Here is a 17,218-nt window from a genome sequence, read left to right as displayed (position 1 = left end):
CTGCAGTCCAAGACTGGTCATCCGATTGCCGCGCGGTAAACCTCAAGGGTCGACTCGGCGATCGAGTCCCAGGAGAAGTGTTCCTCGGCACGCCGGCGACCTGCCTCACCCATCTGGCGGGCCCGTGAGGGGTCGGCTACAAGGGCGTTGACGGCTGCGGCGAAGTCATTGACGAACCGTTCGGGGTCGAGCGGGATTCCGGTCCCGTCGGTGACCTGCTCCAGTGGCACCAGGGTGCCGGTCACGCCGTCGTCGACCACCTCGGGGATACCGCCGGTGGCGCTGGCGACCACCGCTGCGCCACACGCCATCGCCTCCAGATTGACGATGCCCAGCGGTTCATAGATTGACGGGCACGCGAATACGGTGGCGGTGCTGAGCACGCTGATGACCTCATTGCGGGGCAGCATCCGTTCGATCAGGATCACCGATCCGCGCTTTTCCTCAAGTTCGGCGATGAGTTCAGCGGTTTCAGCGGCCAGCTCGGGGGTGTCGGCGGCGCCCAGGCAGAGCACCAGCTGCACTCCCGGCTCCAGTAGCGCTGCGGCACGCAGCAGATAGGGGACACCCTTCTGCCGGGTATTGCGCCCCACGAACACCACGCTCGGTCGGTCAGGGTCGATGCCGAGCGCCCGTACCGCATCGTGATCAGCATTGCGTTCCCACGTGGCGACGTCGATGCCGTTGTGGACCACTTTCACCTTGGCAGGGTCGACCCCGGGGTAGCTTCGCAGGATGTCCGCTCGCATCCCGTGGGAGACCGCAATCACGGCAGCAGCGGCCTCATAGGAGGTCCGCTCGGCCCACGAGGACAGCGCGTAGCCCCCACCCAGCTGCTCGGCCTTCCAGGGGCGCAGCGGTTCGAGGCTGTGCGCGCTCAGCACATGAGGGACCCCGTGCAACAGGGACGCGAGGTGTCCGGCCATGTTGGCGTACCAGGTGTGCGAGTGGACCAGATCGGTGCCCGCCAGCCCGTCCAACATCGCCAGGTCGGTCCCGAAGGTCTGTACGGCGGCGTTTGAGGACGCGAGTTCTGCGGGTGTCCGGTAGGTGCTCACGGTGGCGCCGTGATAGTTGGGGTCACGCTCCGCGCCGAAGCAGTGGACCCGCAAATCCACTTGGCTGGCCAGCACCCGGCTCAGCTCGGCGACGTGCACTCCGGCGCCGCCGTAGATCTCGGGTGGGAATTCTTTTGTCACAATGTCTATACGCACGTTTCCAAACGTAGTGCAGCGCGTCCATCTCATCTAGTGTGAGTCAATCAAGGGTACAAACTCAATGAAGAGCTATAGCAGTACAGGGGGCCACACGTGGCAGTGAAAAAGGTATTGGCGATCGTCCTCGCCGGCGGCGAAGGGAAGCGGCTGATGCCGCTGACGGCCGACCGTGCTAAGCCAGCGGTACCCTTCGGTGGGATATACCGTTTGATCGACTTCGCGTTGTCGAACCTGGTGAACTCCGGGTACCTGGAAATCGTGGTGCTCACCCAGTACAAGTCGCACAGCCTTGACCGCCACATCTCCGAAACCTGGCGCATGTCCACGCAGCTGCAGCAGTACGTGGCCTCCGTCCCTGCACAGCAGCGACGCGGCAAGAGCTGGTTCCTGGGCAGCGCGAATGCGATCTACCAGTCCCTGAACCTGATCCATGACGCTGACCCGGACATCGTCGTGGTTATCGGTGCCGACCACGTCTACCGGATGGACTTCGAGCAGATGGTCACGGCTCACATCGCCAGTGGCGCGTCGGCCAGTGTCGCAGCGGTGCGTCAGCCGATGAACCTGGTCGACCAGTTCGGCGTGATCCAGACCGACGGGTCCGGCAGGATCTCGGGTTTCGTCGAGAAGCCGAAGACGACACCGGGGCTGCCAGATGATCCCAACAGTTTCCTTGCCTCGATGGGCAACTACGTCTTCACGGCGGACGCGCTGGTCAAGGCCCTTGAGGAGGACGCCGCCCGACTGAACACCAAGCACGACATGGGCGGGGACATCATCCCCTACTTCGTCGAGCGTGGTGACGCAGCCGTCTACGACTTCACCTCCAACGACATTCCCGGGTCCACCGACCGGGACCGTCAGTATTGGCGCGACGTCGGAACGCTCGACTCGTACTACGACGCCAACATGGACCTCATCTCGCCATTGCCCCTGTTCAACCTGTACAACCTGAAGTGGCCGATCTACACCCGGCAGAGTGTCTCTCCCCCGGCGAAGTTCGTGCGCAGCGCGTCGGGTGGTTCCGGCTTTGCCAACGACTCGATCGTCTCCAACGGTGCTGTGGTCTCCGGTGGCGAGGTGCAGGGCTCGATCCTCGCGACTGACGTGTTTGTCGATGAAGGTGCCTCGGTGTCCGGTTCGGTGCTGATGGACAAGGTGTCTGTGGGCCCTGGTGCGGTGATCCGGAGAGCGATTATCGACAAGAACGTTCGGGTGCCTGCCGGAGCGTCTATTGGCGTGGACCGGGCCCAGGACCTCAGCCGCGGCTACACGGTGACCGACTCGGGACTTACTATCCTCAGCAAGGGTCAGATCGTCCTACCTGGTTGAGAAACAGATAGCGCTACCTAGTCAAGGGTCAGAAAGTCTTACCTGACTGAGGAACGCTGGCTGGGAATTGCTACCTAACCACCGCTTGGCCCTGCTTCCCCGCAATCCCTGTTAGAACGGGGGTGGTTGGGGCAGGGTGGTGTAGGTTTTGCCGCTCAGTGAGGTGGCGGTGAGGGTGCCGGGTTCGGGTTGGTGGTAGTGCCAGTAGCCAGCGGATTTGAGCATGTGGTGCTTCCGGCAGACGGCCGCGAGGTTGTCGTAGCTGGTATTACCACCCTGATGCCAGGGGATGGTGTGGTCGAGGTCGCATACCGGGCCGGGCCGGTTGCAGCCGGGGTGTCGGCAGGTTTTGTCTCTGACTAGGACGGTTTTGCGGAGGTCTTTGGGGACTTTGTAGCGGTCCCGGCCGACGCTGAGTACTGTCCCGGTTTCCGGGTGGGTGAGGATCCTGGTGAATCCTTTGGCGTGGGCGGCGAGGTTCCGGGCGGTGTCCGGGTCGATCGGTCCGAAACCCTCAAGGTCGGCTGGTTCGTCCCCGCCGAGCAGGGTCAGCACGGGTACGGTCACGAACACCACTGGCTGAACACCCATCACCGACGCCAAATCAACCAGGCCAGCACTCTCAGCAGGGACTTCACTGGCATCCGCGGTCTCAGCAGGCACCTCGCTGGCACCCGTACCCGTAGTCGCCGCAGCCCCGCTTTTATTTGCCGCCGCCCCGTATGCGTTTGGGTCGCAGTGGTGGGTGAGGAGATCGCCGAAGACGTCGGCTTTGAGTTGGGTGAGGGTCCGGGTTTCCTGCGGGTTCTGCAAGGCCCGGGCCATGAACGTGACCCGGTTCTCGATGCCGCAGGCCCGCTCCGCGGGCAGATACGCCGAAAGCCACGCCATCCCGTCCTGATCGGGGGTCACCTCGATGCGCCGGTCTGCGGTTGCTGCACGCCTGCGGGTGACCGCCGATTCGGGGTGGAGCTTTTCCCTGACCCGCGTGCACTTGGCTTTCAGCCGCGGCGCCATCAGGTGTGCCCCCGTTTTGAGGACTTCATCTTCGAACGCTGGTAATGCCTCGGCGGGGATGGTCAGTGCCTCGTCGAGGATGATCTGGGCTTGCCGGGGGGTGAGCATCCCCGCCCCCAGGCATTGCAGGGTCTTCGGCAGATCCTCCACCAGTGTCAGGCTCTGACCCAGCAGCCGGTGAGCGGCACGTCCAGAGAGGTTCAGCAGCGGCACCAGTTCCTCGGCGGTCAACGTGAACCCCAACCCCGCCCCCACCGTCCCACCGGGGCGGGACGCGGCGAGGGCCGCTGCCTCGTCCTGAACCTCAGTGTGTAACGCGGCGACCAATTCCGCCTGCCGGGCCACCACCCACGACATCAACCGATCAGCAGCCACCAACAACTCAGCCGTCCCAGGCCCAGCCGTACCGGGCCCAGCGGTGTCCGGCGCAGTCTCAAGTGCGTCAGCCTCGGGATCCGGGCCATCACCACGACGCAGCATGGCCACCAGTGTTTCCGGGCCGGCGACCTCGACCTCAGTAGGTGGAGTGTCGCCAGCGACCGGACGGTGACCGACTTTACCAAGGGACGGCTCCAGACCGATCGCTTTTCCGAGGTTGAACAGCGACGCGGGGTCACCTGATGAATCCAGGGCTCCTGAATGCGGTTCGGCCGGGTCCAGTACTGCCGAGGAATGTGATGTTGTTGGACGACCAGCTCCCGGTCCCTTGCTGGCAGGAACATCTACGGGAACAGAGCCCGGAACAGCAGGATCAGGCACCGGGAAACCGGTGATCTGATCTGCGTTCTCCTGCCGCTTCATACCTCCATCACATCACCCGCCACTGACATTTTTAGGCGCCGAACAGAGGAATAATCACAGATACAAATTAAGCCCACAGCGAACACAATCCGCGAGGCCGGCCACAGTCCACGTGGCTCATAGGCAGCTTTGTTCCCGGCGTTGTGGAGGTTTAATCGAGCTGACCGAACTGGATCCATCGAGCACAGCCTGACCTGGCGAACCGGCCCGGAACCTGCCCGAGACCCCACTGACACTGCCGCATTTATCGCCTGATTTAGCCAGGCTGAGGGCGACGCCTGGACTGGGCACAGCCTCAGGAACCGAACCAGAAAAGGGCCCGAATCAACAGACCAAAAACCCCAGCGCTAGGCGACGCGGGTGATTTCCACAGTCACGTTCAGGGTCGACCCACCGCCACCGGACAGGATCCCCTTCAGCGGGGACACGTCCTTGTAGTCGCGTCCACGGGCCACCGAGACGTGGAAGTCACTGACCGGGCCCTTGTTTGTCGGATCCCAGCCGCGCCATTCGCCGTCCCACCATTCAACCCAGGCGTGCGACTGACCGGCGACCTTCTCCCCGACCGCCGCACTACTGCGCGGATGCAGGTAACCGGAGATGTAGCGCGCAGGAATACCGACACTTCTGAACGCACCAATCGCAAGGTGCGCCAGGTCCTGGCAGACGCCCTTCCTGGATTCCCAGGCATCCTTCGCGTTGGTCTGCACCCCGGTCACGCCCTGTACGTAGGACATTTCCTCCTTGATCCACGCAAAAATCGCGTGAACTGTCTGGTGCGGGTTGCGGCCCTCAATGAGCTCGAGGGCCTTACCGCTCACCTCCGGGTCAGGTTCGGTCAGGGCTGTCTGCGGGAGCCAGTCACCGTACTCGTTCGCGACGTCGTCGGACCTGAGCTGTTCCCAGGTGACCACCTCGTCGTCGGTCGGGATCCGTTCCATCCGGCTCACCTCGACGGTGGTCACCGCCGTCACCTCAAGGGACTCGTGGGCGCTCTGCATATCGAACGCGGTCACCCGGGTCCCCCAGTAGTCCTTATAGGTGGACACGGCAGCGCTCGACGGCGACACCTTCAGTGTGGACTCGAGGACCACCTGCTGGGGGTCGGTGAGCGGAGTCATCCGTGCCTCGTTGTAGGACAGGGTCACCTTGCGCACGTAGTTGTAGCCGGTGCGGTGCGTGATGAGCAAGCGGGTCATGAAAGTTCTCCCACCCAGGCCAGTTCGTCTGCCTGGGAAAAGTAGGTGCGTGAAATCGCGTCCGAAGCCTTTGCGCAGGCCTTCTGAACCCGTTCCATATGTTCTGGCAGCTCCGACATCAGGTCGTCGGTCTGGTGGAACTCAAGGAACGTGCGGGCCTGCCCCACAATGCGGCTGGCGTCGTTGATGAACCCGACCCGGCGATAGGCAGGGTTGAGGTTCGTCAGGCACTTCTCGGCGTCGCTGAGCGCGTAGACGATCGACCGGGGGAACAACCGGTCGAGCAGCAGGAACTCGGCGGCCTGCTGGTCGCCGAACGATGCCCGACGCGTCCGCAGGAACGACTCGTACGCTCCGGCACACCGCAACATGTTCACCCAGGACAGTCCCGCCGCGTGGACGTCGTGAGTGGACAGCATCCGTGCGGTCATGTCGGCCCGTTCCAGGCTGCGGCCCAGCACAAGGAACTGCCAACTCTCGTCATGGCTCATCGTGGTGTCCGAGAGCCCCCGAATCATCGCGGTCCGCTCCACCACCCAGTGGCAGAACCGGTACGTACCGACCACATCCTTGCGATGCTGGGTGAGGCCGTACCAGGTGGTGTTGAGGCTCTCCCAGACACTGCCGGACACGGTTTCGCGGGCCCGGCGGGCATTCTCCCTGGCGGCGCCGAGCGCGCCAGCAATCGAGGTGGTGCTGGTCCGGTCGTAGGCCAGCGCCTGCAGGAGGTCCGAAAGCTCGAGCTCGTCACCGTCCACCCGGCTGCCCATCACACCCAGCAGCTGGCGGGACACATCGCGCTGCTCGCCGCGGGGCATCTGGTTCAGTCGCTCCAGGTGGACGTCCAGAATACGGGCGGTGCCGTCGGCACGTTCGACATAGCGGCCGATCCAGAACAGGGCCTCAGCGATCCGGCTAAGCATTGACGGTGTCCTCTCCATGGTTCCCACGGTCGTCCCCGGCCAGGGCATCGGCACACCCCAGCTGTTGCTGTTGCTGCTCCGGCTGGCGATCCTGCCAGCCCGATTCGATCGGCCAGACCCTCTCCTGCACCGGGCGCCGGACCGTCTCGACCACCGGTCGCACCGGGGTCTGGTTCTGCTCGTCAACCACCCAGGTGTCCTTCGAGCCGCCACCCTGGCTGGAGTTCACGATCAGTGAGCCTTCCTTCATAGCCACCCGGGTCAGGCCGCCGGGCAGCACCCAGACGTCGTCGCCGTCGTTCACAGCGAACGGCCGCAGGTCCACGTGGCGGGGGCTGAACTGGCCGCCGGACATGGTCGGCACCGTGGACAGCTGCAGCACCGGCTGCGCAATCCAGCCGCGGGGGTCAGCGGTCACCCGCTCCCGCAGAGCATCGAGTTCTTCCTTCGACGCGTCCGGCCCAATGACCAGGCCCTTGCCTCCCGAACCGTCCACCGGTTTGACGACCAGTTCGTCCAGCCGGTCGAGCACTTCCTCACGGGCCTCGGGATCCTCCAGCCGATAGGTATCGACGTTGGCGATGATCGGCTCCTCACTGAGGTAGTAGCGGATCAGGTCGGGAACATAGGTGTACACCAGCTTGTCGTCGGCCACTCCGTTGCCCACCGCGTTGGCGATGGTCACGGTGCCGGCACGTGCCGCATTGACCAGGCCCGGGCAGCCGAGCATCGAATCGGAGCGGAACTGCAAGGGGTCGAGGAATTCGTCGTCGATCCGCTTGTAGATGACGTCCACGCGCTGTTCACCGGCGGTGGTCCGCATGTACACCCGGTTTCCGCGGCAGATCAGGTCTCGGCCCTCCACCAGTTCGACGCCCATCAGGCCAGCGAGCAGGGTGTGTTCGAAGTACGCGGAGTTGAACACGCCAGGGGTGAGCACGACGACGGTGGGGTCTTCCGCCGACGACGGCGCGGTCTTGCGAAGCGCCGCGAGAAGCCGCCGTGGGTATTCCTCCACCGGGCGAATGTGCTGCTGCCCGAAAGCCTCCGGCAGGCCCTTGGCCATTGCGCGGCGGTTCTCCAGCACGTAGCTCACCCCGCTGGGGACCCGGACGTTGTCCTCGAGAACCCGGAAGGTACCCTCCTGATCCCGGACGACGTCGATCCCGGAAATGTGCACGCGCACGCCACCGGCCGGGTCGAACCCGGACACCTGGCGGTGGAAGTGGGCGCTGGAGGTGATCAATCGGCGGGGAATCACGCCGTCGGCGACCACTGACATCTTGTCGTAGACATCGTTCAGGAACGCTTCCAGAGCCCGGACCCGCTGGGTGACGCCCTGCTCAAGGACCTGCCAGTCGGTACCGGAGATGACCCGGGGAACAATGTCCAGCGGGAAGGGCCTCTCCTCCCCCGCGTAGTCAAAAGTAACTCCACGATCCAGGAAGGTCCTGGCCATGGAATCGGCACGCGCTGTGACATCGGCGAGGTTCAGTTCGCTGAGGGCGGCGGCTACCTGGCTGTACTCACCACGGGCCTGCTGGCCGGACGCGAACATTTCGTCGAAGGCGGGCGTGCGGCTGGCGGCAGCGGCATAATCTTGGAAGAGATCGGACATGGGCTCAACATTGCCACGGATTTCTTGTATTACATATTGTGCGGTGGGTCACTCGCGTGGCGTTACGCGGAGGCCTGAAGGGCATCCAGGTCCCGGGTCGCGTACCGGAGGTGTTCCCACTCTTCCTCCAGGATGGTGCGGAGGCAGGAGAGCGTGGTTTCCGGGTACTCCGGTGCCCAGGGATTGGCCCGCGGGACGAGGAGGTCCTCCGGTGTTGCGGACGCGATGAAGGTGCGCACCATCGCCACCCGGTCGGCGCGTGCCGCGAGGACCGACTCGTAGGAAGGGGTGCCCTCAGTGAAAATCGACAGGTCATACCCGTCGGTCTCGTACTCGCTGTGGGGCTGGCCGAGCGGGTGGAACGGGTGCCTGATTCCCAGCACCGCCTTCCGCAACCAGACATCAGTGGCCAGCACCAGGTGGCGGAGCGTCTGCGCGAACGACCACTCGCCGTCCACTGACTCATCGGCGGTGCCCTCGGGCATAATGGCAACCCGCGCCAGGGTTGCGGCCCAGGCACGTTCGAGAGCCGCCCAGTTCTCCCGGAGACCCTCTGGATCCGTGGGGCGCCTCCCGGCCCTCCCGGGGAAGTGTTTGACCAGCTCGGCCTCCACCAGCGGGGCGACGTCCACACCGTTGACCAGGAAGGACCGCTCACCGTCCAGCAGCCAGGGCGCATCCAGGTCGGCACCCGCGAGGTCCACTGCCCTCATCACCACACCGCCGAGATCGGCATTCGTGAAGCGCGCCCGCCGCAGATTGACGTCGTTGAACGTGGCGGCCTCCAGATTGACGTCGCTGAAAGTAGCAGCCTGCAGGTCATCGGATCCGGTAAAGGAGGTCATAGCCGAAGAGTGTGGCACGCGCCATAGACCGGCGCCAGCACCACTTTTCCCGTCATGGCGCCGGCCTGTCCACGACGTTCCGGGAGAGCGTAGAGTGCCCGCATGACCCGCTTCGTGATCGACCCACCGACGCTCCTTCACCTCGTCGGCCAGGACAGGCGACCCAGCGCTGAGCACCAACTGGTGGCTCCCAACAGCATCCGTTCGCAGGCCCTCGCCATTCTGTACGAGGCCGTCCGCAGCGGGGAGCTCACCGAAGCGGAGGCCCTGAAACTCCACGACCGGATGACCGAACTGAAGCTGCGCCTCCTCGGAGACCGGGTGTCCCGCCGGACTGCCTGGACGATCGCGCGGGACCAGGGCTGGGCGACCATCGACGACGCCGAGTACCTCGCGGTCACCCGGCTTCAGGCCGATGCGCTCGTCACGGTTGATGAGGACCTCCCGGCAAAGGCCGACGGGGTAGTCCCGCTCGCTCCCCTGGAGGCCCTGTTCGCATAACTGAGATCCCGGCTGCCAGCCGTGATTGAATGACCGGGTGATGAACGAGAATCTCCGCCGCGATGAAGCAGCCCACCGGTCCAGTCTCCTGAGCGTCGACAGCTACGAGGTCCACCTCGACCTCAGTGCGGCTGCCGACCCCGAGGCTGCCGGGTTCCTGTCCCAGTCAACCGTCAGGTTCACCTGCACCGAACCGGGTAGTGACACCTTCATGGACTTCATCTCCGGGGAGGTCCACTCGGTCACCCTGAACGGCAGCGAACTGGACCCCGCCGTCGTCGTCGACGGCGCCCGGATCAACCTGCCGGAACTGGCGGCAGAGAACACCGTGACGGTGACGGGTTCCGCCCTCTACAGCCGAAGCGGCGAGGGAATGCACCGTTTCACCGACCCGGCCGACGGCGAAACCTACCTCTACACCCAGTACGAGCCAGCCGATGCCCGCCGGGTCTTCGCCAACTTTGAGCAGCCGGACCTGAAGGCGTCCTTCACCTTCTCCGTAACCGCACCGAGCGGGTGGATCGTCGCATCCAACGGGGCCGAGGTTTCGCGCACTGGCGAGACGACCCCTGCTGCCGGGGAAAGCACCGCAGTGTGGCGGTTCGCACCGACCGAACGGATCTCCACCTACATCACCACTGTCCTCGCCGGACCCTACTTCTCGGCCACCGATCACTGGTCAGGCACCCTGTCCGACGGGTCCACCCTGGAGATCCCGCTGGGCCTCTACTGCAGGGCGTCCCTGGCCAGCGCGTTCGACACCGACACCATCTTCGACGTCACCAAGCGGGGGCTTGGGTACTTCCACGAGCGGTTCGAATATCCCTATCCGTTCGGTAAATATGAGCAGGCGTTCGTACCCGAGTACAACCTTGGCGCCATGGAGAATCCCGGATTGGTGACGTTCACCGAGAGCTACATCTTCCGGTCCAAAGCCACCCACGACGAGTACGAAGCCCGCGCCAACACCATCCTGCACGAGATGGCCCACATGTGGTTCGGCGACCTGGTGACCATGTTCTGGTGGGACGACCTGTGGTTGAAGGAATCGTTCGCCGACTACATGGGTGCCCTCGCGGTGGCTGAGGCGACCGGCTCCGCCACCTCGTGGGTGAGTTTCGCCAACCGCCGCAAGGCGTGGGCCTACCTCCAGGACCAGCTACCCTCCACCCACCCGATCACCGCTGACATTGTTGACCTGGAAGCTGCAAAGCAGAACTTCGACGGCATCACCTACGCCAAGGGTGCTTCGGTGCTGAAGCAGCTGGTGGCGTACGCCGGCAGCGACGCGTTCTTCGAAGCGGCCCGGGCCTACTTCAGGACCCACGCCTTCGGGAATACCCGGCTGGCCGACCTGCTCTCCGCCCTGGCCGACGCCACCGGCCAGGACATGACAGGCTGGGCCCGGCAGTGGCTCCAGACCTCCGGTGTGCCTTCGCTGGGTGCCGCAGTGACCGTCGACGACGACGGCGCCTACCATTCGGTAGTGATCCACCAGGACGCCATCGACCCGGTCACCGGAGAGTCAGCGTTGCGCCCCCACCAGATCCGGCTGGGACTCTACAGCCGGGTCGCCGGGTCTTTGATCCGCACGGGCGCCGTCGACGTACGCATCGAGGGGGCTCTCACCGAGGTGCCGGAACTGAGCGGTACGCTCCAGCCCGATCTCCTCCTGATCAACGACGACGACCTGACCTACGCGAAGATCCGCTTCGACGACCGCTCACTGGCGACCCTGCTGACAAGTGTGGGGCAGCTGGAAGAGCCGCTGGCACGCGCGGTCTGCCAGGCCGCCCTGTGGTCGAACACCCGCGACGCCGCGCTCTCCGCGGCGGACTATGTCGGCGCCGTGCAGCTGGCTGCTCCGGGTGAGACAGGCATCGGCGCTTTGCAGGTCATGCTGCGCAACGCGCACTATGCAGTCGAACACTATGCCTCGGTGGACGTGCGCGACCAGCTGCGGGAGCGGTTGTTCGGGTTTGTGGTGGAGGGGCTCCGCGCCGCCAAGCCAGCCTCGGACCTGCAGCTGGTCTGGGCACGGGCGGCCGCCGCACTCGGGCGTCACAGCGACACCCAATCGGGGCTTTTCCGGGCGTTGCTGGATGGTCAGGACAGCGTGCCCGGACTCGCCGTCGACGCCGAACTGCGCTGGCTCCTCTGGCAGGCCCTTGCCGCCCAGGCACACGCCTCGGCGGAGGACCTGGAGGCCGAGCTGGAACGCGACCGCACCGCGGCTGGGAAGGCCGGGTTTACCCGGGCCTCCACCTCGATTCCCGACCCGGCGATCAAAGAGAAGGCGTGGCAGGAGGCGGTGTTCGGCACCAGGCTGTCCAACGAGCTGCTCTCGGCAACGATCGCCGGGTTCGCTGAAGGCCCGGACGAACTGCGGGCCCCCTACCTGGAGCAGTACTTCGCGGAGATCGGGCGGGTGTGGGACACCAGGGGGATCGAGATGGCCAGCCGGATTGTGCGTGGATTGTTCCCCGGCTCCCAGGACCTGGCCGCAGGGGTGCCCGCCGAGGAGCACCGGGTGTTGCAGGCGGCCGACGGGTGGCTCGCCGAGCACCACGGGGCCCCCGCTGCACTGCGACGGATCGTGTTGGAGGAACGCGACCACTTGCTGCGCTCGTTGCGGGCCCAGGAGTTGCAGGCGCGGTAGGGAAGGATCAGGTCTCTACGGCACCCGGTAGAGCCACTCGAAGGTGCCGAACTTCTCCTCCACGAGCTTGCTCGCCCGGGACAGCTCATCGTCGGTGAAGGTCGCATCCTGGGCGCCGTACCGCGCTTTGAACGTGTCGATCATGACCTTGATGATGTCCTCGCGGCTGCGACCAGTCTGGCGGCGGAGGGGGTCGACCCGCTTCTTGGCGCTCCGCGCGCCCTTGTCGGAAAGCTTCTCCTTGCCGATCCGCAGCACCTCGAGCATCTTGTCGGCGTCGATGTCGTAGGACATGGTGACGTGGTGGAGCATGCCACCGTTGCTCAGCCGCTTCTGCGCTGCCCCGCCGATCTTGCCGACGTCGGTGGCAATGTCGTTCAGCGGCTGGTACCAGGCCTCAATGCCGAGCGTCCGCAGGGCCTCCATCACCCAGGCATCCAGGAACGGGTAGGACTCGGCGAAGCTCAGCGAATCCACGAGGGTTTGCGGTAGGTACAGGGAGTAGGTGATGGCGTTGCCGTGTTCCATGAACATCGCTCCCCCGCCGCTGACCCGCCGGACCACGCTGACCCCGTGCCGCGCCACGCCGTCGGGATCCACCTCGTTGCGCACGGACTGGAAGCTGCCGATCACCACCGATGGCGATTCCCACTCCCAGAACCGCAGGGTCGGGTTGCGACGGCCGTCGCCCACATCACGGGTCAGCACCTCGTCCATCGCCACATGCATCTCGGTGGACAGGGGTGTGGGGCCGATGACGTCCCACTGGTGATCAGCCCACCCGGTGGCCAGCCCCAGCGCGCGGCGGACCGCCGTCGCCACCGCCTCCGGGGAGAAGCCGAACAGCTGCGCTGCCGGGTCCAGGCCCTGCGCGACGGCGGCACTCAGCTCACCGTGCGTGGCAGTCACGGGTTGACCCTCCAGGGAGCGGTTGATGTCGTCGAGCGCCTCGTCGGGCTCAAGGAAGAAGTCACCGTTGATGGACACCCCGGTCAGGGAACCGCCGTCGACGGTGAAGTCAGCGGCGACAAGCTTCCCGCCGGGCACCTTGTACTCGCCGTGCAGGTCTCCCGTGGGGAGTTGGCTGGTCATCTGGGGCTCCTTGGAGACGTATCGGGTGGTGAACGAGAAATGGGCCCGGACCACCGAAGTGGTCCGGGCCCATCCGGCAGAACTAGGCTGCAGTCGGCATTACTTCTTGCCGAAGCCCTTGAAACGGGCGTTGAAGCGCTCCACGCGGCCGGCGGAGTCCATGATCCGCTGCTTGCCGGTGTAGAAAGGGTGCGATTCGGAGGAGATTTCGACCTCGACCAGTGGGTAGGTGTTCCCGTCTTCCCATTCAATGGTCTTCTTGGAGGTCACAGTGGACCGGGTCAGGAAAGACTTCTCGGACGCGAGGTCGCGGAAGACAACCGTTGAGTACTTGGGGTGGATATCAGACTTCACAGTGTTACCTTCGTTAGTTGCCTGGATTTGGCCAGGCACAAGGGGGTTGGAAAAGTTGCTTGGCCCGGGGACCAGCTACCTACTCTACCGCACCCCGCGCCTCCGCGGCTAAAAGGCCAGAGGCCCCGCGTGGCCCGCCTAGCTGATGCGGCATTCCCAGAACGCGACGGCACTGGCGGCGGCCACATTGAGCGAATCCACACCCGCCCGCATCGGGATCTTCACGCTATGGTCGGCGAGGTCAAGGGTGGCCTGGGTGAGACCGTCGCCCTCGGTGCCGAGCACCAGTGCCAGCCGTTCGTGGCGTGCCGCGCTGAGCTCGTCGAGGTCAACGGACCGCTCCCCCAACGCCAGAGAAGCCACCACAAACCCTGCGGCCTGCAGATCCGCCAGCTGGGCTGGCCAGTCGGTCAGCCGCACCCAGGGCACCTGGAAGACGGCTCCCATACTGACCCGGATCGCCCTCCGGTAGAGCGGGTCGGCACACCGGGGACTGATCAGGACGGCGTCCACGCCGAGCGCAGCAGCGGAACGGAAAATGGCCCCGAGATTGGTGTGGTCGACGATGTCCTCCAGGACCGCGATCCGGCGGGCGCCGTGCACGACGTCGGCCAGCGCCAGCGGCTTCGGCCGGTCCATCGCGGCCAGGGCGCCCCGGTGCAAGTGGAACCCGGTGATCTGCTCAAGGATCTGCTCGGTCCCCACATAGGCCGGGACGTCCGGGAACCTGTCCACCAGGTCCTGCAGGTCGGGCAGCCACTTGTCGGTGAGGAAGAAGGACCGCGGGGTGTGGCCGGCGTCGATGGCGCGGCGCAGCACCTTGGTGCTTTCAGCGATGTACAGGCCCTCGGCGGGTTCCCGGCGGCGGCGCAACTGGGTGTCGGTGAGCGAGGTGTAATCCGATACCCGGGGGTCGGCCGGGTCAACGAGGCGGTGGATGCTCATCCGGTGACCAACCGCGCAACCATGATGTACAGGGCCACCAGTCCGAGCGCGACGATGATGGAGCGCAACACCACCGGCCGCAGCCGGCGGCCGATCAGCGCACCCAGGAAGCCGCCGATGAGCGAGCTGACCGCGATGACCAGCACCACCCACCAGTTGATCCGGTCAAAGGCGAAGAGCATGTAGGAGATACCCGCCACCACGTTCACGGCAAGTACCAGGAGGTTCTTTACCGCCGTGGCGTTCTGGATGGTTCCGTGAAGGAAGATTCCGAGAATGCCGACCAGCAGGATCCCCTGCGCTGCCACGAAATAGCCTCCGTAGACACCGGCCAGGTACACCAGGATGGTCAGCCCGACCGGGTGCGAGCCAGCGGATTCCTTCCGCTCTGCCCGGAGCAGCACCCGGCGCTGCAACGCGGGCTGGAAGATCACGAATCCGAGGGCGATGATGATCAGCACCGGCGCGGCGAACTCGAACACCTGCTCGGGCAGATTCAGCAGCAGTGCCGCCCCGGTGATACCGCCCAGGATTGAGGCGGGCAGGAGGCGGAGGATGGTCGAGCGGAGGCCGGCAAGTTCCCGGCGGTACCCCCAAGTGCCCGAGACGCCGCCGGCAATCAGGCCCATGGCGTTGCTGATGGTTGCCGTTACGGGGGCAAACCCGAGGGCGAGCAGTACGGGGAAGGTGACGAGGGTGCCGGAGCCGACCACCGAATTGATGGCTCCCGCCCACAGCCCGGCGATAAAGATCAGGGCGCCCTGCAATAGTTCCATGAGCAGGTTCCCCTAGATATCAGGCGCTGGTGCGGGCAACAGCCGTGTAGCGGCCGTCCTGCTGGCGGACGTCCAGCGGCACGTCGAACGCCGCACTGAGGTTCTCCTCGGTGAAGACGGTGTCGATGGGGCCGGACGCCACAATTCCGCCGTCGCGCATAAGCATGGCGTGGGTGAATCCCGGGGGCACTTCTTCGAGGTGGTGGGTGACCAGGATCATGACGGGTGCTTCCTCGTCCTGCGCCAGGGTGGTGAGCCGGCTGATCAGGTCCTCCCGCCCGGCGAGGTCGAGTCCTGCGCCTGGCTCATCCAGCAGCAACAGCTCGGGGTCGGTCATCAGCGCGCGCGCAATCTGGACCCGTTTGCGTTCCCCCTCGCTGAGGGAGGAGAACTTGCGGTTCATGAAGGTCGACATGCCCCACGTGTCGAGCAGGGCAAAAGCGCGACGCGCATCCTGCTTCTCGTACTGCTCCCGCCACCGGCCGGTGACGCCGTAGGAGGCGGTGACGACGACGTTCAGCACCGTTTCATGCTCGGGGATCTGTGCGGCCAGGGCCGCGGAGGCGAGCCCGATGCGCGGTCGTAGTTCGAAGACGTCGACGGCACCGAGTACCTCGTCGAGAATGCCTGCCACACCGGTGGTGGGGTGGATCCGCGCCCCGGCTACCTGCAGCAGGGTGGTTTTGCCGGCACCGTTGGGGCCCATGATCACCCAGCGTTCGCCCTCCTTGACCTGCCAGTCCACACTGTCCAACAGCTTCTTGCCGCCCCGGACAAGGCTTACCCCAGCTAGCTCAAGAACATCACTCATAGCACTAGACATTAGGCCAACTGCCGGGGCAAACGCGAAACGGCGTGCCGCTGCCGGGGCTGCGCCTCCGGGAGGTGACTTTCCGGGTCGGGGATTTCGGGGCACACTCCGGGCCCGGCAATAATGGCTGGTGAGGCGCTGACTGCGCCGCAGGTGCACGACGACGACTGAAAGCGGAGGAATATGCCCAGGGAATTCGGTGTGGTCAGTTACGGTGTGGAACTCACCGATGACTTCCTGATCGCTGTTCAGGGGTCCGTGCAGGGCACGGGCGCCCAGATCGTCGAGCTCGAAAATGGCGGCGATTCCCGTTTCCGGGCATCCACGTTGATCGTTTCGTTTGACGGCGACGCAGCGGACCTGCGGAAGGTTGTAGATCCGCATGTGACGCGCGAACTGGGGGTCGCCGTCGTCCCTCCGGAGCTGCTGGCGGAGGGCCGGAAACTGCTGATCATGGACGTGGACTCGACCCTCATCCGGCAGGAGGTGATCGAGCTCCTCGCTGCGCATGCCGGGCGGGAGGCCGAGGTCGCTGCGGTCACGGAGGCGGCGATGCGGGGAGAGATTGACTTCACCGAGAGCCTGCGTTCACGGGTGGCGGTGTTGAAGGGGCTGCCCGCCAGCGTTCTCACCGAGGTGGGCGCGAGAATCGAACTCAGCGACGGCGCTGCGGAGCTGGTGCGGCACTATCTGATGGCCGGCCACGCGGTGGCCGCGGTTTCCGGTGGGTTCACCCAGCTGCTGGACCCGCTCGCGGCGCAGCTCGGCCTGACGTTCGCCGAGGCGAATCTACTGGGTATCAGTGCTGACGGCCACCTCACCGGTGAGGTGGTGGGCCCCGTGGTGGACCGCGTGGCAAAGGAACGCGCCCTGCGGCGCTGGGCTGCTGAGGCGGGCGTTCCGCTGGAGCGGACCATTGCCGTCGGCGACGGGGCGAATGACCTGGACATGCTGACCGCGGCAGCCCTGGGCGTGGCGTTCAATGCTAAACCTGCGGTCCGTGCGGCCGCGGACGCCTCGATCGATTTGCCCTACCTGGATCTGGTCAGGCACTTCAGCCGGCACTGACCGATCCTCGCGTGGATGGACTTCACCGCCCCCGGACCCATCCGGGGGCAGCGAACGAAG

General features: G+C 65.3%; 15 protein-coding genes. 4 read left to right on the top strand and 11 right to left on the bottom strand.

Going from position 1 to position 17,218, the window contains the following annotated elements; translation table 11 throughout:
* Positions 1–17 precede the first annotated feature (17 nt).
* Positions 18–1,214: a glycogen synthase gene (gene glgA, locus HMI57_RS06645; protein WP_346655146.1), complete on the bottom strand. Its 1,197-nt coding sequence runs from the start codon at positions 1,212–1,214 to the stop codon at positions 18–20.
* A 153-nt stretch (positions 1,215–1,367) separates the two neighbouring features.
* Here glgA and glgC point away from each other — a divergent pair, with 153 nt between their 5' ends.
* A complete protein-coding gene (glgC, locus tag HMI57_RS06640) occupies positions 1,368–2,549 on the top strand; it encodes a glucose-1-phosphate adenylyltransferase (RefSeq protein WP_267313537.1) in 1,182 nt (393 codons plus the stop codon).
* A gap of 111 nt (positions 2,550–2,660) precedes the next feature.
* On the opposite strand, the gene HMI57_RS06635 is transcribed toward glgC, so the two are convergent.
* The 5 genes from HMI57_RS06635 to HMI57_RS06615 all read right to left on the bottom strand — a co-directional run bounded on the left by HMI57_RS06635 (position 2,661) and on the right by HMI57_RS06615 (position 8,952).
* Entirely contained in the window at positions 2,661–4,367 is a 1,707-nt protein-coding gene (locus HMI57_RS06635; RefSeq protein ID WP_171585157.1) for an HNH endonuclease signature motif containing protein, read from the bottom strand.
* Between the two features lie 347 nt (positions 4,368–4,714).
* The gene (locus HMI57_RS06630; RefSeq protein WP_171585156.1) at positions 4,715–5,566 is read right to left on the bottom strand and encodes a transglutaminase family protein; all 852 of its coding nucleotides are present in this window, start codon (positions 5,564–5,566) and stop codon (positions 4,715–4,717) included.
* A complete protein-coding gene (locus HMI57_RS06625; RefSeq protein WP_171585155.1) occupies positions 5,563–6,489 on the bottom strand; it encodes an alpha-E domain-containing protein in 927 nt (308 codons plus the stop codon). Before HMI57_RS06625 ends, HMI57_RS06630 begins: the two co-directional genes overlap by 4 nt.
* Complete coding sequence (locus tag HMI57_RS06620; RefSeq protein ID WP_171585154.1) at positions 6,482–8,107, bottom strand: circularly permuted type 2 ATP-grasp protein; 1,626 nt, start codon at positions 8,105–8,107, stop codon at positions 6,482–6,484. Before HMI57_RS06620 ends, HMI57_RS06625 begins: the two co-directional genes overlap by 8 nt.
* Positions 8,108–8,169: 62 nt before the next feature.
* Positions 8,170–8,952: a DinB family protein gene (locus tag HMI57_RS06615; RefSeq protein WP_171585153.1), complete on the bottom strand. Its 783-nt coding sequence runs from the start codon at positions 8,950–8,952 to the stop codon at positions 8,170–8,172.
* Between the two features lie 102 nt (positions 8,953–9,054).
* On the opposite strand from HMI57_RS06615, the gene HMI57_RS06610 reads away from it, so the two are divergent.
* Both HMI57_RS06610 and pepN read left to right on the top strand, forming a co-directional pair.
* Entirely contained in the window at positions 9,055–9,453 is a 399-nt protein-coding gene (locus HMI57_RS06610) for a hypothetical protein (protein WP_171585152.1), read from the top strand.
* A gap of 40 nt (positions 9,454–9,493) precedes the next feature.
* Positions 9,494–12,112, top strand: a complete 2,619-nt coding sequence (pepN, locus tag HMI57_RS06605) for an aminopeptidase N (RefSeq protein ID WP_216607209.1) — start codon at positions 9,494–9,496, stop codon at positions 12,110–12,112.
* A 15-nt stretch (positions 12,113–12,127) separates the two neighbouring features.
* Here pepN and HMI57_RS06600 read toward each other — a convergent pair whose 3' ends face one another.
* The 5 genes from HMI57_RS06600 to HMI57_RS06580 all read right to left on the bottom strand — a co-directional run bounded on the left by HMI57_RS06600 (position 12,128) and on the right by HMI57_RS06580 (position 16,090).
* A complete protein-coding gene (locus HMI57_RS06600; RefSeq protein WP_171585150.1) occupies positions 12,128–13,204 on the bottom strand; it encodes a biotin/lipoate A/B protein ligase family protein in 1,077 nt (358 codons plus the stop codon).
* Positions 13,205–13,303: 99 nt separating this feature from the next.
* Positions 13,304–13,558 (bottom strand): type B 50S ribosomal protein L31, encoded by a 255-nt coding sequence (locus HMI57_RS06595; RefSeq protein WP_171585149.1) that lies wholly within the window; start codon positions 13,556–13,558, stop codon positions 13,304–13,306.
* 138 nt (positions 13,559–13,696) lie between these two features.
* Positions 13,697–14,503: an RNA methyltransferase gene (locus tag HMI57_RS06590; protein WP_171585148.1), complete on the bottom strand. Its 807-nt coding sequence runs from the start codon at positions 14,501–14,503 to the stop codon at positions 13,697–13,699.
* Entirely contained in the window at positions 14,500–15,279 is a 780-nt protein-coding gene (locus tag HMI57_RS06585) for a sulfite exporter TauE/SafE family protein (protein WP_171585147.1), read from the bottom strand. The genes HMI57_RS06590 and HMI57_RS06585 overlap by 4 nt, the downstream gene beginning before the upstream one ends.
* Positions 15,280–15,298: 19 nt before the next feature.
* Positions 15,299–16,090 (bottom strand): ABC transporter ATP-binding protein, encoded by a 792-nt coding sequence (locus tag HMI57_RS06580; protein ID WP_171585146.1) that lies wholly within the window; start codon positions 16,088–16,090, stop codon positions 15,299–15,301.
* Positions 16,091–16,273: 183 nt separating this feature from the next.
* On the opposite strand from HMI57_RS06580, the gene serB reads away from it, so the two are divergent.
* A complete protein-coding gene (serB, locus tag HMI57_RS06575) occupies positions 16,274–17,158 on the top strand; it encodes a phosphoserine phosphatase SerB (protein ID WP_171585145.1) in 885 nt (294 codons plus the stop codon).
* The last annotated feature ends 60 nt before the right edge of the window (positions 17,159–17,218 follow it).

This window comes from Arthrobacter sp. 260 (assembly GCF_013116745.1).
GTDB lineage: Bacteria > Actinomycetota > Actinomycetes > Actinomycetales > Micrococcaceae > Arthrobacter_D.
Note: the sequence above shows the minus strand (reverse complement) of the source record. Positions and strands in the feature narration are given on the sequence as shown.